The organism is Mycobacterium sp., assembly GCF_032159775.1.
Taxonomy (GTDB): domain Bacteria; phylum Actinomycetota; class Actinomycetes; order Mycobacteriales; family Mycobacteriaceae; genus Mycobacterium.
Map to the genome: position 1 here is coordinate 1 of NZ_JAVHWK010000128.1, position 19305 is coordinate 19305.

At 65.1% G+C, this 19305-nt stretch carries 19 protein-coding genes; 3 read left to right on the forward strand and 16 right to left on the reverse strand.

What is annotated here, in order from left to right; genetic code table 11:
* The 9 genes from QOJ24_RS16010 to QOJ24_RS16050 form a co-directional block, all read right to left on the reverse strand.
* The coding region (locus tag QOJ24_RS16010) for an NAD(P)/FAD-dependent oxidoreductase (RefSeq protein ID WP_526262875.1) at positions 1 to 1145 on the reverse strand (1145 nt) is incomplete at its 3' end.
* Positions 1146 to 1202: 57 nt separating this feature from the next.
* Entirely contained in the window at positions 1203 to 1802 is a 600-nt protein-coding gene (locus QOJ24_RS16015) for a DJ-1/PfpI family protein (RefSeq protein ID WP_526263067.1), read from the reverse strand.
* 14 nt (positions 1803 to 1816) lie between these two features.
* Positions 1817 to 2545 (reverse strand): SDR family NAD(P)-dependent oxidoreductase, encoded by a 729-nt coding sequence (locus QOJ24_RS16020; protein WP_526262877.1) that lies wholly within the window; start codon positions 2543 to 2545, stop codon positions 1817 to 1819.
* Positions 2542 to 3483: a 3-oxoacyl-[acyl-carrier-protein] synthase III C-terminal domain-containing protein gene (locus QOJ24_RS16025; RefSeq protein ID WP_526262879.1), complete on the reverse strand. Its 942-nt coding sequence runs from the start codon at positions 3481 to 3483 to the stop codon at positions 2542 to 2544. Before QOJ24_RS16025 ends, QOJ24_RS16020 begins: the two co-directional genes overlap by 4 nt.
* Positions 3480 to 3728 (reverse strand): acyl carrier protein, encoded by a 249-nt coding sequence (locus QOJ24_RS16030; protein ID WP_526262881.1) that lies wholly within the window; start codon positions 3726 to 3728, stop codon positions 3480 to 3482. Before QOJ24_RS16030 ends, QOJ24_RS16025 begins: the two co-directional genes overlap by 4 nt.
* A gap of 13 nt (positions 3729 to 3741) precedes the next feature.
* Positions 3742 to 3990 (reverse strand): lipoyl domain-containing protein, encoded by a 249-nt coding sequence (locus QOJ24_RS16035; RefSeq protein ID WP_526262883.1) that lies wholly within the window; start codon positions 3988 to 3990, stop codon positions 3742 to 3744.
* A complete protein-coding gene (locus QOJ24_RS16040; RefSeq protein ID WP_526262885.1) occupies positions 3987 to 4967 on the reverse strand; it encodes an alpha-ketoacid dehydrogenase subunit beta in 981 nt (326 codons plus the stop codon). Before QOJ24_RS16040 ends, QOJ24_RS16035 begins: the two co-directional genes overlap by 4 nt.
* Positions 4964 to 5806, reverse strand: a complete 843-nt coding sequence (locus QOJ24_RS16045; protein ID WP_526262887.1) for a thiamine pyrophosphate-dependent dehydrogenase E1 component subunit alpha — start codon at positions 5804 to 5806, stop codon at positions 4964 to 4966. Before QOJ24_RS16045 ends, QOJ24_RS16040 begins: the two co-directional genes overlap by 4 nt.
* 143 nt (positions 5807 to 5949) lie before the next feature.
* Positions 5950 to 6846 carry an EamA family transporter gene (locus QOJ24_RS16050; protein WP_526262889.1) on the reverse strand — a complete coding sequence of 299 codons (897 nt, stop codon included), beginning with the start codon at positions 6844 to 6846 and terminating at the stop codon, positions 5950 to 5952.
* Positions 6847 to 6896: 50 nt separating this feature from the next.
* Between QOJ24_RS16050 and QOJ24_RS16055 the strand changes: the two genes are divergently transcribed.
* The gene (locus tag QOJ24_RS16055; protein ID WP_526262891.1) at positions 6897 to 7370 is read left to right on the forward strand and encodes a YbaK/EbsC family protein; all 474 of its coding nucleotides are present in this window, start codon (positions 6897 to 6899) and stop codon (positions 7368 to 7370) included.
* 1 nt (position 7371) lies between these two features.
* Here the strand turns inward: QOJ24_RS16055 and QOJ24_RS16060 are convergent, their stop codons facing one another.
* Positions 7372 to 8502 (reverse strand): acyl-CoA dehydrogenase family protein, encoded by a 1131-nt coding sequence (locus tag QOJ24_RS16060; RefSeq protein ID WP_526262893.1) that lies wholly within the window; start codon positions 8500 to 8502, stop codon positions 7372 to 7374.
* Positions 8503 to 9735, reverse strand: a complete 1233-nt coding sequence (locus tag QOJ24_RS16065; RefSeq protein WP_526262895.1) for an acyl-CoA dehydrogenase family protein — start codon at positions 9733 to 9735, stop codon at positions 8503 to 8505.
* 108 nt (positions 9736 to 9843) lie between these two features.
* On the opposite strand from QOJ24_RS16065, the gene QOJ24_RS16070 reads away from it, so the two are divergent.
* Positions 9844 to 10911, forward strand: a complete 1068-nt coding sequence (locus QOJ24_RS16070) for a hypothetical protein (protein ID WP_526262896.1) — start codon at positions 9844 to 9846, stop codon at positions 10909 to 10911.
* Between the two features lie 218 nt (positions 10912 to 11129).
* Here the strand turns inward: QOJ24_RS16070 and QOJ24_RS16075 are convergent, their stop codons facing one another.
* From QOJ24_RS16075 to QOJ24_RS16085, 3 genes are all read right to left on the reverse strand, one after another.
* Positions 11130 to 12929: a putative bifunctional diguanylate cyclase/phosphodiesterase gene (locus QOJ24_RS16075; protein ID WP_526263069.1), complete on the reverse strand. Its 1800-nt coding sequence runs from the start codon at positions 12927 to 12929 to the stop codon at positions 11130 to 11132.
* Positions 12930 to 12997: 68 nt separating this feature from the next.
* Positions 12998 to 15130 carry an Rv1355c family protein gene (locus QOJ24_RS16080; protein ID WP_526262898.1) on the reverse strand — a complete coding sequence of 711 codons (2133 nt, stop codon included), beginning with the start codon at positions 15128 to 15130 and terminating at the stop codon, positions 12998 to 13000.
* Positions 15127 to 15873, reverse strand: a complete 747-nt coding sequence (locus tag QOJ24_RS16085; RefSeq protein WP_526262900.1) for a hypothetical protein — start codon at positions 15871 to 15873, stop codon at positions 15127 to 15129. Before QOJ24_RS16085 ends, QOJ24_RS16080 begins: the two co-directional genes overlap by 4 nt.
* Before the next feature lie 482 nt (positions 15874 to 16355).
* Between QOJ24_RS16085 and purU the strand changes: the two genes are divergently transcribed.
* Positions 16356 to 17219, forward strand: a complete 864-nt coding sequence (purU, locus tag QOJ24_RS16090; protein WP_526262902.1) for a formyltetrahydrofolate deformylase — start codon at positions 16356 to 16358, stop codon at positions 17217 to 17219.
* A gap of 10 nt (positions 17220 to 17229) precedes the next feature.
* Here purU and QOJ24_RS16095 read toward each other — a convergent pair whose 3' ends face one another.
* Together QOJ24_RS16095 and QOJ24_RS16100 are read right to left on the reverse strand one after the other, a co-directional pair.
* Entirely contained in the window at positions 17230 to 18060 is an 831-nt protein-coding gene (locus QOJ24_RS16095) for a mycofactocin-coupled SDR family oxidoreductase (RefSeq protein WP_526262904.1), read from the reverse strand.
* Positions 18057 to 19217 carry an acyl-CoA dehydrogenase family protein gene (locus QOJ24_RS16100; protein ID WP_526262906.1) on the reverse strand — a complete coding sequence of 387 codons (1161 nt, stop codon included), beginning with the start codon at positions 19215 to 19217 and terminating at the stop codon, positions 18057 to 18059. The genes QOJ24_RS16095 and QOJ24_RS16100 overlap by 4 nt, the downstream gene beginning before the upstream one ends.
* Between the last annotated feature and the right edge of the window lie 88 nt (positions 19218 to 19305).

Sequence of the window (19305 nt, forward strand, 5' to 3'; positions counted from 1 at the left end):
GTGAGCGGGGGATAGATGCGTTCGCCATTGATAACCCGTTTGGTCGCCTTGGCCACATCGCCGCGACTGACGACCTTGCGGTCCCAGCCCTCCGTGTACACCGCGCCCGCCGGGCCGAGATCGAGAATCGTGACGTACCAGGGGATGCGCAACGACAGCATGGGAGCTCCCAGCAGGTCACTGACCACGTTGAATCCGGCGTAGCGGCCCATCGGTCGGCCGTGCTGACACGACATCACCGAGAGGTGTTCGTCGTCCATTCTCGCCACGGCCGCATCGCCGGCAGCGAAGACGTCGTCGACGCCCTCGACTCGCAGATAGTCGTCAACCGCCAGTCGGCCGAGTCGATCGAGCGGCACACCGAACTGCGCAGTCAACCGGTTGGCTCGCATCCCGGCGCACCACACCAGCGTCGCGGCCGGTATCACCTCACCGGACGACAAAGTGACGCTTCGCTCATCGACGGCGACGACACCTTCTCCGGTCATGGTGTCGACCTTGTTGTCGGCCAACGCCTCCTCGATCACCGGCCGAGCTGAATCACCCATGTCCGAGCCGACGAGCGGATTGTGGTCGACCAGAATCACTCGCGGTGTCACCCCGGCGACGCCCAGCACGTCGGCCAGCATCTGCGGCAGCTCACACGCCGTTTCGATGCCGGTCAACCCGGCGCCCACCACAACAGCGGTCGCTGAGGCCGGATCAGTGGCATCGAGGCTGCGGATGTGCGCCTGCAGCTTCATCGCGCCGTCGTAGGTGTCGACGTCGTAACCGAACTCGGCCAGCCCGGGAAGGTCCGGTTTGGCCACCCTGCTGCCCACCGCGAGCACCAAGCGGTCGTAGTCATGGACTGCGCCGTCGGCCGTTTTCACGGTGGCGCCCGAAGCGTCGATTCCGGTCACGTCGGCGGTGATGTGGCCGACGCCCGCCGGATCGAGCAGCTCCTGCAACGGGATTCGGCATGGTGTGAGGTCGGCCTCGTAGTTGCGGACCCGGATGTCGTGATACGGCTGCGAGCTGATGACGGTGATATCGACGGCGCCTTGCGCGGCACCCAGTTCGTCCAGCCGCCTTGCAGCGCCGAGGGCGGCCCACAGCCCGGCGAAACCGGACCCGAGAACGAGGACGCGTTTGACAGGCGGCATCGCCACATCGTCACGCGTCGCCGATCCAGAGACAAGTGCGGCGCGGCTACATCGAACTCAGGTGGAGCCCTTCACGAGAATGGGCCCGCGAAAATCGTGCTCGATCCGTGCCGCCTCTTTCAGCGCGGCGTCACGTCCCCGATCCACCTCTATCAGGCGGAGCGCGAGGTCGATACCCGATGTGACGCCTCCGCTGGTGAGCACGTCATCGTCGTCGACGACACGGGCTGCTGGCCGAACGTCCACCCCGAAGTCGGCGAGGTCGTTCAGTGCTGACCGGTGGGTGACCGCCGGCCTGCCGCGCAGGATGCCGCTCGCGGCGATCAGCATGGCCCCGGTGCAGACACCGGCAATGCGGCTACCCCTTGCGTGCCGGTCGGCGATCGCCGCCGGAATGACGCCTCGACGGACTTCGCCCCACGCGCTGTCGGGCACCGTGGAGGCCCACCCGCCGCCGGAGACGATGAGAAGGTCAGGGCGGACTCCGAGCACGCCGCCCGATGTCAGCCGCATCCCGTGTCTGCCGGTGACGGATTGACAGGGCTCCATGGTGACGAGCGCGACCGGATAGCCCGCCGACACCAGTATTTCGAACGGTGCGACGACGTCGAGCTCGTCGAATCCGTCGAATATGACGATTTCCGTCGTGCTCGTGATCGCTTCCTTCGCCGCTAGGACAGGTAGTCCGCACCGCCGACGTAGACCGTGTCACCGGTCCGGTGGGGCTCGTGGATGGCGCGGACGATGGCGGCGGCGAACTCCGCCGTGGTCGGCAGTCCGTAGCCAGCAGCGCGGCGCGCCGCCACCGCCTCGGGATCGCGCCGCTCGAACAGACGCACCATGGTGCTTCCCTCGATCATGTCGCCGGACACCACGACGAACGTGACGCCTGCCGCCTCGAAGTCTTGCCGCATGCCGCACAACGCCTTTTCGCCCGCCTGCTTGCTGGCGGCGATCGGGAGGTAGTCGGTGGGAACCGGTTTGCGACCGTGAAAGTGCGCCAGATGGCTGGTGACGAAGATGATCCGGCCGCCGGTGCCCATCAAGGGAAGCGCCAGCCGAGCCAGCCGCACCTGCGCGTCACGGTTGAGCCGCATCGGATAGCTCACGTCAGCACCTGGCTCCAAACCGCCGGATGCGTTGAGCACCAATACATCCAGGCCGTCGAGCCGCTCAGCGATCTCATCGAGCATGGCAACGACGGCCTGCTTGTCGGAGATGTCGGTTTGGATGGCGCTGGCCTCACCGCCCGCCGATCGAACCGCGGCGACGACGGCGTCCGCACGGTTGGCCTTCTCCCGGAAGTTCACCACAACGTGATGGTGTGGATCTGCGAGCTGTGCGGCGACCTCGGCTCCGACGCCGCGAGACGCCCCGGTGACCAGGACGACCTTGCTCACGACCCGCGGCGGGCGATGGCGTCGGCGAGCTCGTAGTCGACCGACACTCCGCCCCACGCCTCACCGGCGCCGTACGCGACCAGGGTCATCCGACCGGTCGCCGGTATCGACTGCTTGGCGACACAGGTTCCCAGCGCCAACGGTATCGAGGCCGCAGAAGTGTTGCCGAACTCCTCGACGGAGTCGACGAATTCCACGTCGCCCAGGTCAACCTCGGCGCGAATCTTCTGCAGGATCCGTGAGTTGGCCTGGTGTCCGATGACAACGGTGGGCTCAACATCGTTGTCGTGCAGTCGATTCACGGTGTCGGTCATCGTCCGCACCGCCCGGTCGTACACCTGCATTCCATCCAGCTGTATGCCGCCGCCGATCTCGCCCCGCATGAGATCGACCCGGTCGCCGCCGCTGCCTGCGTGCCATCGGTGCTCACGAAAATCCGGGCGCGACTCGATCAGCACTGCGCCCGCGCCGTCGCCGAACAGGGGGCCGGTGTTGCGGTCGGTTTTGTCGATCAGTCGAGACATCGCTTCGACCGCACACACGATGACCGCGCCTCCTGGGGAGCAGAGTGACAGGCCGGAGATCACGCCGTAGACGAACCCGCTGCAGGCCGCATTCACGTCGAAAGCCAAGATCTCGGTCGCCAGACCCGATTGCTGTGCGACCCGCTGCGCGATACCGGGAACCTTGCCGCCGGTGGAGCAGCTGACGACGATCAGCGCGCTGATGTTCACGCGATCGCGGTGGCGGGCGACCAATGGCGCACACACCAGCGCACCGACATCTTCGAGCAACGCGTCGGGGTCCATCCACCACCGCGCACCCACCCCCGTGCGTCGCCGAATCCACTCGTCCGTCAGGCCGATCGAATCGAAATAGCTGTTGTCAATGTGCTCTCCGGGGGTCGCCGTGGCGATATCGACGATTCCCCCGGTCACGGCGAGCCGATCAGTTCTTGGAAGTAGGAACCGATTTCCGAGGGCGTCAGGCAGTCGGCGACTCGCTCCAGGTCGGCCTCGACGCCGAACTCTTTCTCGAGCGCCTGGCTGAGGTCCACGACATCGAGAGAGTCCATGTCGAGGTCGTAGATCTGCTTGTCGAAGTCCGCGACATCCGCCGAGGGAGTTCGCCGCCGGATGATCGTCAGCATCACCGAGTTCATCCGCTCGTCTGTGGACGCCATTGCGTTTCGCCTTTCATCGTCTCTCGTCGAGCTTGTACAGGACAGCACCCGAAGTGGTGATCGACCGTGCGGGAGCAACGATCTCCATGATGGTGCCCGGCCTCTCGGCCAGCAGATCGACACTGCTCTTGTCGGTTTCCAGCACCGCGATCACATCACCGCGTTCGACGGCGTCCCCGACCGACACCAGCCATTCGATGACAAGGGCCTCCGTCAGCCCGTGTCCGAACTCCGGGACCAGGATGTCGATGGAGTCGCTCACGCGCACATCTCCTCGATCGTGCTGGCAATCTCGGGAACACTTGTCAGGTAATGCTTTTCGTAGTCAGCGGGCGGGTAAACCCGGCGCGGCGCGCCCAGCCGCCGCATCGGCCCTTTCAAATGATGAGAGCCGTGTTCGGCCACAGTCGCGACCACTTCTGCCCCGAGGCCGGAGAATCCGACCGCTTCGTGCACCACCAGCAGACGACCGGTGCGGGCAACCGAGTCAAGCACAGTGTCGACGTCCATCGGGGCGACCCAGCGCAGATCCACCACCTCGACATCGGTTCTGGACGCAACCCGATCCGCTGCCGCGAGGACGTCCTCGAGGATGGCGCCGAAGCCGACGACGGTGATATCGGACCCGCGTCGGACGATGCGTGCGCTCAGGGGCGTAGCCGGCTCGACGAGCTCACGCGGTTGTTGTCTTCGCTTCCAGTACAGACGTTTCGGCTCAAAAAAGATGACCGGCGAGCCCACGGAGGTCGAGTACTTGAGCATCGCGGCGGCGTCGGTTGGAGACGACGGGAAGGCGACATGCAGGCCGGGTGTGTGCGCGAAGTAGGCCTCGTTCGATTCGCTGTGATGCTCGACAGCGCGGATGCCTCCTCCGACGGGCACCCGGATGACGAGGTTGAGCGCGATGTCGTCATTCCAGCGGGCGGTCATCTTCGCTGCCTGCGTGATGATCTGGTTCATCCCCGGATAGATGAAACCCTCGAACTGGATCTCGCATACCGGTTTCAGGCCGCTGAGTGACATGCCGATCGCCTGCCCGACGATGGAGGACTCCGCCAGGATCGCGTCGCGGACTCGACCGGCTCCGAAGCGTTCCTGAAGACCTTTCGTCACCCGGAAGACGCCGCCGAGACGGCCGATGTCCTGACCGACGAGGACGATGGAGTCGTCGCCGTCCATCAGTTCTCGCAGCGCGCCGTTGAGCGATTCGGCCAGGCACATCGGCTTGGGATCGATCACGAGGCGAAGGCCTCTATCAGTCCCTGTCGTGCCGTGGCAACTTCGGTGTCGACAGCGTCGAGCCATTCGTTGTCGATGACGCCGAGGGCGACCAAGGTGTCGCGGTACTTCACGACAGGGTCGTTTGCGATCGCCGCGGAGAGTTCGTCGGGTTCGCGATAGCTGGCATGGGGATCGGTCGTGGTGTGTCCCCCGATGCGGGTGGTCCGCAGTTCGATGAGGCCGGGCGACGCCGACGTTTCGACGTAGCGCCTCGCTTCGAGGCACGCGAGGTAGGTGCTATCGGGGTCGTCGGCCGAGATCGACCAGGACCGTACGCCGAATCCGTTGGCGCGATTGGCGATCGAGGTCCGCATCTGCTCGTGGCTCGGCTTGGAGATCGCCCACCCGTTGTTCTGACAGATGAACAACACCGGGGCCGACTCGACCGCAGCGAGGTTCAGCGCCTCGGACATGTCGCCTTCGCTGGTGGCTCCGTCGCCGACGTAGGCGACAACATTCTCGGTGATGTTCTGCAGTCGCTGTCCGATGGCGTATCCGACTGCGTGCAGAGTCTGCGCCGCCAGGACCAACGTGTAGGGAAAGAATCGGTGCACGCGGGGATTCCAGCCGCAGAACGTCCGGCCAGCCCACTGTGCCGCTAACGAGACCGCGTCAATGCCGCGCACGACGGCCACCGCGTGTTCCCGATAGCTGGGGAAGATCACCGCTTCGTCGCCGACCGCCATCGCCGAACCGACCTGCGCCGCCTCCTGGCCTCGGCACGACAGCCATAGGTCGAGCGCGCCCTGGTTCTCCAGCAGCCCCGCCTCCTCGTCGATGCCCCTGGCGATCAGCATGTGACGCAGCATCGTGCGCTGTGTTTCCGCGTCGACTGGTGCGTGGACATCAAGAAGGCGCGAACCATCGTGCCCGGCGAACTCCACATAACCACGCTAATGCAAGCGAGCGGTTCTGCCTGTACTTGCCCTGGCGATTCCGGCTACCTGGCGAGATGCTCGTCGCACTGCGGATCTGGGAGCGGTTCGTCCGGCCGATGCGTAGCCAGCACGCAGCCGGCGAGAATCAAAATCAGGGCAGCCACGTTCCACGCGGTGAGCGGTTCGTTGAGCACGACCACCCCGGCCAGCAGGGCGACCGCGGGGTTCACGTACGTGAAGACCAGTGCGCGTGCGGCGCCGATTTCGCGGATGAGGGCGAAGAAAACGATGAAGGCGAGGGCTGTGCAGATGACCGCCAATCCACCCAGCGCCAAAAGGACTCGCGACGACGGCATTTCGGTCGGCCAGGTGGCCGCGGCAGGGGCGGCGTAAACCAGAGCGGCGAACCCCAGACAGGTGGCGGTCATCGGCAGCGCAGGCACATCGGCGAGATGTCGCGCGGCGATCAGCGGGGCGATGGCGTAGCAGGTGGCCACCATGAGCACCTCGATGACCGGCCAGGCGGTTCCGCCGGTGAGGTGTGGCCCCGCGAGCACGGCCACGCCGGCCAGCCCGGTACCCAGACCCACTACCCGCCGGGGTCCGAGCCGCTGCTCGCCGCCGGTGAAGCGGTCGAGGATCGCCGCGATGATCGGTGATGCGGCGATCAGTAGCCCGGTCATCGAACTCGTCAGATGGCGTTCGGCGTCCGATAGGAGAAACCAGGCGGCGATGATCTCGAAGAACGAGAAGCCGAGCAACGCCTTCCAGTGTTGGCGAACCATCGCCGGAATGCCGCTCGACAGCGCAAGCGGAAGCAGCACCGCCGCACCGACAGCGGTCCTCGCGAACACGAGGACCGGAACCGACACGCCCTCCACGGCAACCTTGATCATCAGGTACGGAATGCCCCAGATGATGCTCATCGCGATGAACAGCAGCCATCCGCGCGAGCTCACGTCGCACACATTACGAGGCGGCCCCGACGGTCCTGAGCGGGGCGGCGACAATGATCGGCGTGAAGCCACGAAACGCCCGGGTTGCGGCCGCGCTGTCGGCGATCGGCATCGAGCCGGACATAAAGATTCTCGACGCCGATGCCAAGACGGCGGCCGCCGCGGCAGAACAGCTGGGCTGTGAGGTCGGCGCGATCGCCAACAGCCTCGTGTTCGAGTGCGATAACCAGCCGCTACTGGTGATGGCCAGCGGGGCGCATCGCGTGGACACCGATCTGTTGGCGCGCCTGCTCGACGCCACATCCATCAACAAGGCGAGTCCCCAGTTCGTGCGGACAGCCACCGACCAGGCCATCGGCGGTGTTGCTCCGGCCGGACATCCGAATAGGCTGCGCACCGTCGTCGACGAGACGTTGGCCCGCTATCCGGTGGTGTGGACCGCGGCAGGCACACCCGATTCGGTTATGCCGCTGAGCTACGAACAGCTGTTGGCAGTCACCGAAGGCATTGCCATGCAGGTGCGTTGACTCAGCCCTTCGGCGCCGACAACGCGGCGTACCGGCCGATGTGGTGATCGGTGGTGCCGTATTCGAACTGCATCGCCGTCAGTCGCTTGAAGTAGTGACCGATCGCCAGTTCCTCGGTCATGCCCATCCCCCCGTGCAACTGCACTGCCTGCTGCCCGATGAAGCGGGCTGCGCGGCCGACAGTCGCCTTCGCGGCCGACACCGACCGTGCCCGCACGGCAGCGTCGTCGGTGAGGTGCAGCACGGCGAGTAGCACGGCCGCGCTGGCCTGTTCCAGCTCGATGTGCATATCGACCATCCGGTGCTGCAGCACCTGGAAACTGCCGATCGGCACGCCGAACTGTTGGCGCTGCTTGCTGTACTCGACGGTGTCCGCCAACACCTTTCGCATGCACCCGACGGCTTCTGAACAGATCGCGGTTGCACCTTCGTCGCGCGCCGTGTCCAGTGACGGCCACGCCTGCCCGTCCTCTCCGAGCAGTGCGTCGGCGGGCAGTCGGAGACCGTCGAGGACCAGATCCGCGGCGCGGCGATCGTCGATTGTGCGATAGCCGGTCAGAGACAGGCCGCCACCCGCCGACTCGAGGTCGACGAGAAACAGAGATAGGCCCGCCGATGTCTTCGCGGTGATCAACAGATGCGTGGCCAAGGGAGCTGACATCGCTACGCTCTTGCGGCCGTTGAGTATCCAACCGTCGTCCTCGCGCTCCGCGGTGGTCGCGGCGTCTTGCCAGTGGTCGCCGGACTCGGCCTCGCCTGCGGCCAACGCGACGATGGCGGTGCCGGACACGACCCTCTCCAGCAGCGACGTGGCCTGCTCGCCGCCCGCCCGCTGAAGAAGTCCACCGGCGACCACCACGGTGTCGACGTAGGGTTCCACAACCAGCGCACGACCGAGCGCCTCGGTGATCACCATGAGTTCGACTGGCCCGCCGTCGATTCCGCCCACGTCCTCGGGCAGGGTGGCGCCGAGTATTCCGAGCTCGTCGGCGAATGCCCGCCAGATGTCGGGCTGCCATCCGGCACCGGTTTTGGCCGCGGTCCGGCTCTTCTCGAGGTCGTAACGGGTGGACAGGAACTTCGTCAGGCCGTCACGGAGCAACTCTTGTTCCTTGCTCAGGTTGAAGTCCATCTACAGCCCCAATCCCGCCTTGGCGAGAATATTTCGCTGAATCTCGTTGCTGCCGGCGTAGATCGAGCCTGCGCGGTCGTTGAAGTAGCGCAGTGGCGCGACCGCCTGCCACGGCTCGCCGCTGACGTACCCGTCAGGCGGCGGTTCGAATTGGGTGACCGGGCCACCGGGGCGGGTCGCGTGGGGTTGATATGCGCGACCGCGCGGACCCGCCGCTTCCATCGCCAACTCGGTTAGCGTCTGGCTGAGCTCGGTGGCCACCACTTTGAGCATCGAAGACGCCGTGCCGGGGTTCTTGCCCTCGGACACCGCCGCGAGCACCCGGTACTCGAGGATCTCGAGCACTTCCGTGCGGATCCGCGCGTCGGCCAACTTGCGCGCGAACGCCGGATCGTCGATCAGGCGTCCGCCGTCGGGGCCGGGCATGTCGGCGGCTGCGGTCGAGATCTCCTCGGCCATCACCTGCAGCGCGGGCGAGGACGCGCCGCCGCCACGCTCGAATTCCAGCAGGTACTTGGCGACCGTCCAGCCGTCATCCACCTTGCCGAGCACATTGGACTTCGGCACTCGAACCTCGTCGAAGAAGACCTGATTCTGTATCTCCTCGCCCGAGGTCATCACCAGCGGGCGGATCTGGATACCCGGTGAGGTCATGTCGATCAGGACGAACGTGATGCCCTGCTGCTTCTTGCCGCCCCGTGAAGTCCGCACGAGGCCGAACATCCAGTTGGCCTCGCGGGCGTGTGTGGTCCAGATCTTGCTTCCCGTGCACACCAGGTCGTCGCCGTCGTCGACCGCCGCCATCGACAGCGATGCCAGGTCCGATCCGGCCTCGGGCTCGGAGTAGCCCTGACAGAAGAACACTTCGCCGGTCAGAATCCGGGGCAGGAAGAAGTCCTTCTGCTCGTCGGTGCCGAAGGCGATGATGGCGTGCGCCACCATGCGGATTCCCATCGGAGACAGGGAGGGTGCGCCGGCAAGCGTCGACTCTCTGCTGAAGATGTAGTGCTGGGTGAGGCTCCAGTCGCAGCCGCCGTACTCGGTGGGCCATGCCGGGGCGGCCCAGCCGCGTTCGTGCAGGATGCGTTGCCACTGGGTGCTCGCATCATGGTCGGCATAGACGCTCGTCATGAGCCGGCCCGCCGTGCGCAGATCCGGTGTCAGCTTCTCATCGAGGAAGCTGCGTACGTCGTCGCGAAATGCGGAGTCGGCCTCCGACCAATGCAGGTCCATGGGTTCCCCTCTGCTCGGTTGCCACATAGTAAACCTAGTTACTCAACTGCGGGTAATTGCACAGAGCGGAATCGCGCCGTTGCGGGTCTATTCTGAATCCGGCGAGGGATGGCTGTGGACTATCGGATCACACCCCAGGACCGGACATGGTTCAAGCGCTGCCGCAGGCAGTGGGACTTCGCCTCGCCCAACCGCGACGACCTCGAGCCCGTGCAGCCGCACGAGGCGTCGACGCTGGCATCGGCATTCACCGACGCGTTGGCCGTCTACTACTACCCGGGGACGTGGGACTGGCAACACGAGCTCAAACAGTCGCTCGTGCACAAGGCGATTCGGCGGTCATTGGGGGATGTGCCGGCCGGGGATCTCGAGCGTGCCACGACACTGGTCGACCGTTATGACGCCTGCGCGACGACTATCGACGACATCGCTCCTGTCAAGATCCAGCATGATGTGACGGCCCTGGTTCGCGACCCGACCGATCGCGAAACGGGCCTGCTGACCGAGGACCGATCGGGAGTCACGTACGCGTGCCGGGTCGACCTGCTGGCCGTGGACGCGGCCGACGAGTACTGGGTGGTGCGGCACCAGATCGTCGACGAGTGGCGGTCCGTCGACGAGATGCTGATCGACGAAGACGCCATCGCCGCCTGCTGGGCGTGGGAGCAGGACTACATCGGCATGCAGATTGCGGGCACGATCCACAACGAAATCCGTCTTGACGACTTTCCGGAACCCGTCGGAGACGAGCAGGCCGGCAGCGTCGGCAGAGTGGCCCAGCACGAACCCAGCGGTGGCGGCCGGTCGATCCCGCAGCACGTGCGAACAGCGGTCGGCGACTCTCGGACGGCCGGCGATCGCGTCCAGCAGCGCACCGCGGGGATGGTGCGGCGTACTCGGATTCGGCGCAGCCGTGATGAGATCGCCGCCATCGGCACGTTGATGGCGACCGAGGCGATCGAGATGACCGGTGCACCGACGATCTATCCGAGCCCCGGCCCGCACTGCCTGGCCTGCGGATACCGGGCGCCGTGCCTGAGCCTCTTCGAAGGTGTCGACCCGACACCCCTGCTGGCGCTGCACTTCCGCCGTCGCGAAGGCCGGGCTGAGGACAGGCCGAGGCTCGGCCAGGTGACGTGGGGGTTCGGTAGGGGAGCGGCGCCGCCGGATTGGTGAGCCGTCACGCCACGGGTTTCGTCGGCAAAGGGGTGGCATTACCGAGGCACTTACACTAATTGTTGCCTAAATCGCATTAGCAATTTATTGCAGCTGCAATTACCGACTTAGGATGGCTTTTCGTCACCGCCATGCAGTGTCGGCTATTGAATCAGCAATAGCTGGATCAACGAAGGGTGGTAAACGTCGTTTGGACGGCTAACGTTCGAAAACGGCGGTCAGCGCACTGGCGCTGCGGAAAACGGCAATGGGATCCGCCGCTGGGCAAGGAGCGCTTCCATCGCATCGCCTGCCACGGGGCGCGACAGCAGGAAGCCCTGAGCCCGGTAACAGCCGTGCCGCAGCAACGTCAGCGCGGCCTCCTCGGTCTCGACACCTTCGGCCACCAGCTCCAGGCCGAATGACTCGGCCAACGCGATGACGGCCCGAACGATCGCGAGGTCGCCGGGGTTCGTGCCCAGTTCGCGAACGAAGCTCTTGTCGATCTTGAGCGTGTCGACCGGCAGCGACTTGAGGTGGGACAGCACGCTGTAGCCGGTGCCGAAGTCATCGATAGCGATCTGCACGCCAACCTCTTTGAGACCCGCGAGGGTGATCCGGGTGGTTTCGATGTCCTGCACGACCACGCTTTCGGTGATCTCCAGGCACACTGAGCCGCCATCGAGACCGAACTCGTCGATGATGCCCGCAACCGTTTCGACGAAGCCCTCCGTCACCAATTGCACCGGTGAGACGTTGAGGCGCAGCACGGCGTCTTCGCCGATGCCCTTCGACCGCCACTTACGGAACTCCGCGCAGCCTGCGCGCATCACCCATCGGCCCAGCTCACCTGCGAAGTTGATGGATTCGGCCACTCCGATGAAGGCGTTCGGCGAGAGCAGCCCGCGCGTCGGGTGCTGCCAGCGCACCAGCGCCTCGAACGCGAGAATCTCGCCGGTCCGCATGTCGACTTCCGGAAGATAGTGCAGGACGAGCGCGCCGTTCTCGATCGCACTCGCAAGATGCAGCTCGATGTCGTTGCGAAACTCGCCTTTGAGCGACATGTCGTCGGAGAACACCGCGATCTTGTTGCCGCCGCCGCTCTTGGCGGCCAGCAGCGCCTGGTCGGCGCGGCGCAGCAGATCGGATGTGGTGTCGCGGCCGGGCACGCCGAGCGCGACTCCGATGCTGACCGTGCGGGTGAGCATCTCGCCGTCGATGGACACCCGCTCGCGCAGCGTGGCCTGCAGCTGGCTGGCCAGGGCCTCGGCTTCGGTGGCGCTCATCGGCACCACCGGTACGACGACGAACTCGTCGCCGCCGAGGCGGGCAATCAAGCTGGGTCCTTCGGCGCCTTCCCTCAACCGTTTGGAGAAGACCCGGATGAACCAGTCGCCCGCCGTATGGCCGAGGTAGTCGTTGATGGCCTTGAGCCGGTCCAGGTCGAGGAACAGGGCCGAGACCGGGCCGGGCTCGCCAGGGGCCAATCGCTCGTCGAGGTGGGCAAGCAGGGCGCGACGGTTGTTGAGCCCCGTCAGGTCGTCATGTTCGGCGAGAAATCGCAGTTGGTCCTCGGCGACGATGCGGGCCTGCAGCTGCGCGAACAGCGACGCGATCGCCTTGAGGGCGTTCAGCTCCGCCGGCGTCCATTCGCGGTCGCCGATCTTGACGAATCCGAGGCAGCCGGTCGTGACCTCGCCCGACAGCATGGGTACCACCGCCATCGACGTCTGCGGGATGCTGGTGGCCTCTTCGATGGTCTTCTGGTAATCGTCGGTCGCGGGCTCGGGGCGGAAGACGAGGATCTCTTTAGCGGTCTCGGCGGCGGCGAAGACGGGGTCAGCGTCGGCGAAGAACACCAGGCCGATGGGATCGGGGTCGGGTATCTCGGGTCGAACCGGCCACTCGGCGATGAGCCTCGTCGCGTGGAGCTCGTGGTCGTTGTGTCGCAAGAAGCTGAAGTCGACGCCGAAGTGGCCGACGAGGTCAGCAAGCACGCGCTCACTCACCGCGGCCGAGGTAGCCGCGTTCACCGCCATAAGTTCGGTTGCGACGGCGGTTACGACTTCGTCAAGGGTACGAGCCACGTTTGCTCCGGTGTCGATTGTTATGCCAAGAGACTACTGCCAACGGCGGTTCGACGCTGGCTCCTGACCGACGTGGCGGGCGCACGGGCGAACCTGAGCACCAGGGCAAGTGTTTCGTCGGGCTCAATAGCTGACAGCTCGCGGAAATCGCTTCTGGACCGTGCCAGCGCGGACGCGTGCGTCGGGGAAAGCTTCTCGAGATCGCCGTCGTGGTGAGCGTAGAGAAACACCGGCGAGATGGGTTGGACCGCCAGCCCGTGCTGCTGTGCGACGACCCAGACCGCTTCGACGGCAGAACCGCCGCGGGCGTAATCCGTCAACGCCCGACCAGTCGTGTACACCACGGCGAGACAGGAACTGGTCACGACGCGTTCCCTGGTATCGGAGCCCAACGCCGTGCCCACATTCCATTCATCGAGGTAGGCCATCACGTCGGGGCGACGCAGAACATCCAGCTTCACCAGGTCGGCTGGGACCAGTTCCAAACTTCGAACGTCGATGCCGGAGTCTTGCGACGGATCTCCGGGGAAACGGACTTCGGAGATCATCTCGGAGTGCAGCCGCTGGGTGAGGTACCGGATGCGATCGGATTCGGCCAGGATGTCCGCCGCCGCTGCGATGTCGGCCGGTGCGGTCAGCAGGCGTAGTCGGGCACCTTCTCGCTGAGCCACGGCGTGGAGCCGCTCAACGACGTCCTCGGGCGGCGACACCTGTTTGCCGTGGTGGCGGTTGGTCTCTCTGGCGAGCATCGGTTCGTACAGCGCCGCGAGGTCGGGGTCGGATCCATCGCCAAAGCTCAGGACCGCCCGCAATGGACATGAATCGTCGCCCGGTTCGACACTTACAGGTCCGAGGATGCCGTCTGCGGCGGCCGCTACCCGGGCGTTGAAAACCGCCGCTCCCACCGCCACAGCGCTGCCGCGGAATGCGACGTCCATCGTCGACGTGTACTCGGGGGCGAGCGCGATGGTGATCGCGTCATCGCGCGTGGATATGTGCCAGGGCTGGGTGTTCCCGCCCGACGGTGCGCGAACGGCCGCCGCCACCACCCGCCCGACGGCGTCCTTCGGCGTGAGGTCGCCGTGCTGGTCGGTGGCAGGCTCGTGCGCCGGGTCGGATACCGGGGTGTCATGGATTCCGTCGAGGTGGCGAGCCAGATCGATGCGCACCCTGCCCGATGACAATTCTTCGCCGAGACCGATCCTCCTGACCGCTTCGGCGACAAGCGCGGCACTCTGGGCAACTTCGGCGACCACCTGCGGCCACGTGGACAAGCTGGTTCCGACCTCGACCAGAGAGGCGGCCATCCGCGGTGACAGCGCCGCGCCGTCCATCATGCGCAGGGCGTAGGGAACCTTGTCCTGGCTGGGCAAGTCGGCAAGTTCCGCGAAATCCACGTCGCCGAGCAGGCCGTGCAGGATCTGCCTCTGCGGTTCCAGATCGAACCGTTCCACGTCCAAGGTGCCGCGGTCACCGGTGGCCATCAGAACCGGGATGCGCCGTGCCCGCGCTGCCTGGCGGACCAGAACCTTGGCGTCGAGCGAGTCGCACTCCTCCACGAGGATGTCGACATCATCGAGGAACGCTTCGACGGAGTCCACGGCGATGCCCCGGTCGAAAACCTCCACCGGCAGGTAGGGATCGAGCTCGGCGATGCGCCTTGCGGTCAGTTGCGCCTTGTTGAATCCCAGGTCGAACACCGTGGCGGGCACGCGGTTGAGGTTGGACAATTCGAGCTCATCGAAGTCCGCGAGGCGCAGCTGACCGCACAATCCCTGCTGGGCGACCACGTGGGCGATGGCGTGGCCGACGCTGAGACCCACGACGCCCACTCTGAGTTGAGCCAGCCGCGATTGTTCTTCGACGGTGATCAGATTCCGGTTGCGGTTGAGCCGCACGGCGCGAAATCCGCGTGGTCCCAGCACGCCGGCGACGGTTCGCCGCCACGGGTAGTAGGCCCAGCGCTTGGCTTCGGCGACGACGTCGGGGTCCGGCTGCGGGCGCAGCCTGCGTAGTTCCTCGTGCTGCTCGTCCCATGTGTCGATGAAATCGATTCGGGAGTCTGCCCTCAGCTCTGACAGCAGTCGATAGTCTTGCGGTTGCGCCTCGACTAAGAGCGTTGCACGGAACTGATCGTTGAAAGCAGAGCTCACAGGCCGCTTCCGAGTGCCCGAGCACCCGCGAGGTCGCACTGACGCGCGACGACGGAAAGTTCGTTGAAGATCTTCGAAACCTGCTCAGCCTCGGCGTTGTTGGCGAACGTGCTGCGATCCCACCACATCATCTTCGTACGGTATCGGTCATCGGGATACGGCGTCGCCGGAATCTTCGCGACGACACCGCCTGACGTGCGCCAGCGGTTCAGGACGTGTGAGCCGGCGGTAGCCACCACGAACTGCGCGTCCAGCAGCGCCATGGTGGTGAACGGCGAGCGTGCCAGCGTGTTGCTGATGCCGCGGCTCCGGTTCGGATCGTCGGACATCCAGGCGGTTTTCATCTCCACCACCCCAAATGGCAGCCGGTCGGCCAACATCTTGCGAACCGAGCGCAAACCGGCTTGGTCTGCCCATTCGACGATGGCATGGCTTTCCTCTGGCGAGTCCAACGGTCCCTTGGCTCGGATTCCGCCCATGATCGCGCCGGCATCATTGACCACCGCGTGAAACAGCTGGGTGTGCGCCTCGTCGGTGAGAGAGTTCATGTCCAGCGCTTGTTCGATCCCGTGCCTGCGGTAGCTGCGCGCTGCGCCGTCGACGAAGTCGGCCCAGAGGGCGGGGTCGGCGGCGGGCGTCGAGACGACGACCGTGCAGCCGGTGTCGGAGTCGAACCAACTGATTCCCTCGTCGAGCGGAGTGTTATAAACCTGGCGGTCGATGCTCAGCTGAGGAACGGTCATGTTTGTCCCATCCTTTGGGCAGCGGCGATAAGAAAGGTCGAATAATCGCAGTTACCGGGAAGGCATTCACATGCGGTCTATATGAATGCCTAAGTAACGAGTATTGCCCTTTTGAGGACTGTTATTCCAGCTAGCGAGCCGATCTTGTCCGGCAAAGATTTCCTTGGTCAGCTACGTTGTTTGCGGACATTTGAAACTGGAATTGCTCGGCTACTATCGCCGCCGTCAATAACCCCAGATAAATGATATTGTCGTTCAGCGATGGCGAACGAGTGAGCGAAACTGACGCGGGCTCTTTACGTTGCCGTAAATCTAGGTCTCGTCCGTAGCTGGTTGCCTCCCTATCTAGGCAGCGAGCGTGTCTGATGGATCATGCCGCCGTCCGGCGAGCTTTTCCGCCGCAGTGGACCGCCGACGGACGGCCGGAATGAGACCCTGAAGTCGGTCGGCGCAGATGGACCCGACTAGGGAGGGTTGAGGGGATGTCCACGACCAAAGATGTCGGCCGGCTCTTGCTGCGATGTACGGACCGCCCCGGCTTGGTCGCGGCGGTAAGCAGTTTTTTGGCCCAGTCCGGTGCGAACATTATTTCGTTGGATCAGCATGCGACCGAACAGTCCGGCGGCACCTTCATGCAGCGCACAATTTTCCACCTGCCGGGGCTGACGGCTGCCCGCGATGGGCTGGAAAGCGCATTCGCCGACCAGGTTGCCAAGCCGTTCGAGATGGATTTCCGGCTGACCGAGGCGGCCAAACCGAAGCGTGTAGCGATTCTGGCGTCCAAGGAGGATCACTGCCTGTTGGACCTGCTGTGGCGCAACCGCCGCGGTGAGCTGGACATGTCGGTGTCGATGGTGATCTCCAACCATCCCGACCTCGCCGACGCCGTTCGACCCTTCGGGGTGCCATTCCTTCATGTCCCTGCGGCGAAGGACAATCGCGCGGAGGCCGAAGAGCGGCTACTCGATCTGCTCCGCGGCAACGCCGACCTGGTGGTGCTGGCGCGCTACATGCAGATCCTCACCCCGGGCTTCCTGTCGGACGTGGGCTGCCCGTTGATCAACATCCACCATTCGTTCCTTCCCGCGTTCATCGGCGCGGCGCCCTACCGGCGCGCCAAAGAGCGCGGGGTGAAGCTGGTGGGCGCGACGGCGCACTATGTCACCGAGGAACTCGACGACGGCCCGATCATCGAGCAGGACGTGGTTCGGGTCGATCATCGGCACTCCGTCGATGACCTGACACTGCTGGGCGCCGACGTCGAGCGCGTGGTCTTGTCACGGGCCGTGCTGTGGCACTGCCAGGACCGAGTAATCTCCTACGGCAACCAGACTGTGGTGTTCTAGCCGGTCGGCCTCAGTACTGCGACGATCCCTGGTCGATCGAGATTGCCTGCGCTGTAACAAGCTTGGATTCATCGCTGGCCAACCAGCAGACGGCATCGGCGATGTCCTCGGGTTGTGCCACCCAGGTGGGAAGGAATGGCGTGAGCACATTCAACAAAGCCTGATTGCCGTCGGCGTCGGCAGCCTTGGCCATCGCCTCCACCATCTCGGCGGAACCCATGGGAGTGACGACGGGACCGGGGTGGACGCTGTTGACGCGAATCGAATGCTTGCCGAGTTCGGCGGCGAAGGCACGAGCCATCCCGGTGACGGCGTGCTTGCTGGCGGTGTAGTGGATCATGAACGGCTGCATCTTGACTCCGGCAGCCGAGCTGATCAGGATGATCGACCCACCGCGGCCGCCGTCGATGATGTGTTGTGCGCCGGCCATCACCGAATTCCAGGTGCCGGTCACATTGACGTCCATGACGTCTCGAAACTCCTCAGACGTGATCGCGTTCCAGGCTCGCGGGGAAGTGATGCCTGCGTTCGCGACAATGATGTCGAGCCGACCCAGAATTCCGACGCCATCGTCGACCGCGCTCTTCAGCCCGTCATGGTCACGGGTGTCCACCGCGGTCGTGAGGATCTGGCGCCCTGTCGCCTCCACCAGCCGTGCGGTTTCCTTGAGATCTTCTGGCGTGGCCGGCGGGTAGGGCACAGCCGGTGGCAACGCGCCTGCTACGTCGATCGCGATGATGTCGGCACCCTCGGCGGCGAGTCGCACGGCGTGCGCACGCCCCTGGCCTCGGGCGGCTCCGGTGACAAACGCCACCTTGCCGGTGAGCCGCTGTGAAATCATGCCTGTGCCGACTTCACGAGGTTGCCTCCGATGATCAGCCGCTGTATCTCGCTGGTGCCCTCGTACAACCGCAGCAGCCGGACGTCGCGATAGATCCGCTCCACCGGAACCTCCCGCATGTAGCCGCTACCGCCGTGCACCTGAACCGCGAGATCGGCGACCTTGTCTGCCATTTCGGTGCAGAACAGCTTCGCCGCGGAAGGCGCGATCCTGCGGTCCTCGCCGGAGAGCCAGCGTTGCGCGGTGTCGCGGACGAGCGCACGCCCGGCCAGCACGCCGGTCTGCTGGTCGGCGAGCATGGCCTGAACAAGCTGGAAGCTGCCGATCGGCTTGCCGCCCTGTGTCGCGGTGGCGGCATACGTGACGGATTCGTCGAGGGCGCGTTGGGCGATGCCGACGGCCAGCGCGGCGATGTGGACACGACCGCGCGCGAGCGACGTCATCGCTGCGCGGTAGCCGATGTCCTCGCTGCCGCCGATCAGCGCCCCCGCGGGAACACGGACGTCGGTGAAGCTCACGTCAGACGTCCAAGCGCCCTCCTGGCCCATCTTGGCATCCTTGACGCCGACCTGGACGCCTGCCGTGTCCGCAGGCACCAGGAAGACCGCGATGCCGGAGCCGTTGTCGTCGGCGGGCCGGGTGCGTGCGAAGACGACGAACAGGGCGGCGATGGGGGCGTTGGTGATGAAACGCTTGTCTCCGTTGATGATCCATGCGTCGCCATCGCGAATCGCCTTGGTGCGCAAACCCGATGGATTCGATCCGGCGCCAGGCTCGGTCAACGCGAACGAGGCCACTTCGCCGGTAGCCAACCGCTCGAGCCACTGCGCCTTTTGCTCATCGGTGCCGAAACCCACGAGCACCTGGCCCGCGATGCCGTTGTTCGTGCCGAACATCGACCGCAGTGCCAGCGAGGTATAGCCCAGCTCCATCGCCATCTCGACATCCTGGGCCAGGTTCAGGCCGAGACCGCCGAACTCCTGGGGGATCGCGTAGCCGAACAGCCCCATCTTCGCGGCGTGCTCACGCAGATCGTCAGGCACCCGGTCGTCGGCGAGAATCTCCTGTTCTCGCGGAACGACCGCGCTGCGAACGAAATGACGGGTCTGGGCCAGGATTTCCCGGAAATCCTCGTCGCTGACTTCAGCGGTGGTCATGACAGAGCTGCTCCTATTTCGCCGATCCCGTGTGGCGGGAGAAATCATATATGAAATATGATGTTCACCTGCCGGGACCCCTCGTGGT

What these genes read in the sequence shown, in the direction of transcription:
- QOJ24_RS16030 (WP_526262881.1), bottom strand. Translation starts at nt 3,728, where the DNA reads ATGGCGTCCACAGACGAGCGGATGAACTCGGTGATGCTGACGATCATC.
- QOJ24_RS16045 (WP_526262887.1), bottom strand. Translation starts at nt 5,806, where the DNA reads ATGCTGATCGCCAGGGGCATCGACGAGGAGGCGGGGCTGCTGGAGAAC.
- QOJ24_RS16055 (WP_526262891.1), top strand. Translation starts at nt 6,897, where the DNA reads ATGATCGGCGTGAAGCCACGAAACGCCCGGGTTGCGGCCGCGCTGTCG.
- QOJ24_RS16060 (WP_526262893.1), bottom strand. Translation starts at nt 8,502, where the DNA reads ATGGACTTCAACCTGAGCAAGGAACAAGAGTTGCTCCGTGACGGCCTG.
- QOJ24_RS16065 (WP_526262895.1), bottom strand. Translation starts at nt 9,735, where the DNA reads ATGGACCTGCATTGGTCGGAGGCCGACTCCGCATTTCGCGACGACGTA.
- QOJ24_RS16070 (WP_526262896.1), top strand. Translation starts at nt 9,844, where the DNA reads ATGGCTGTGGACTATCGGATCACACCCCAGGACCGGACATGGTTCAAG.
- QOJ24_RS16075 (WP_526263069.1), bottom strand. Translation starts at nt 12,929, where the DNA reads ATGGCGGTGAACGCGGCTACCTCGGCCGCGGTGAGTGAGCGCGTGCTT.
- QOJ24_RS16085 (WP_526262900.1), bottom strand. Translation starts at nt 15,873, where the DNA reads ATGACCGTTCCTCAGCTGAGCATCGACCGCCAGGTTTATAACACTCCG.
- purU (WP_526262902.1), top strand. Translation starts at nt 16,356, where the DNA reads ATGTCCACGACCAAAGATGTCGGCCGGCTCTTGCTGCGATGTACGGAC.
- QOJ24_RS16095 (WP_526262904.1), bottom strand. Translation starts at nt 18,060, where the DNA reads ATGATTTCACAGCGGCTCACCGGCAAGGTGGCGTTTGTCACCGGAGCC.
- QOJ24_RS16100 (WP_526262906.1), bottom strand. Translation starts at nt 19,217, where the DNA reads ATGACCACCGCTGAAGTCAGCGACGAGGATTTCCGGGAAATCCTGGCC.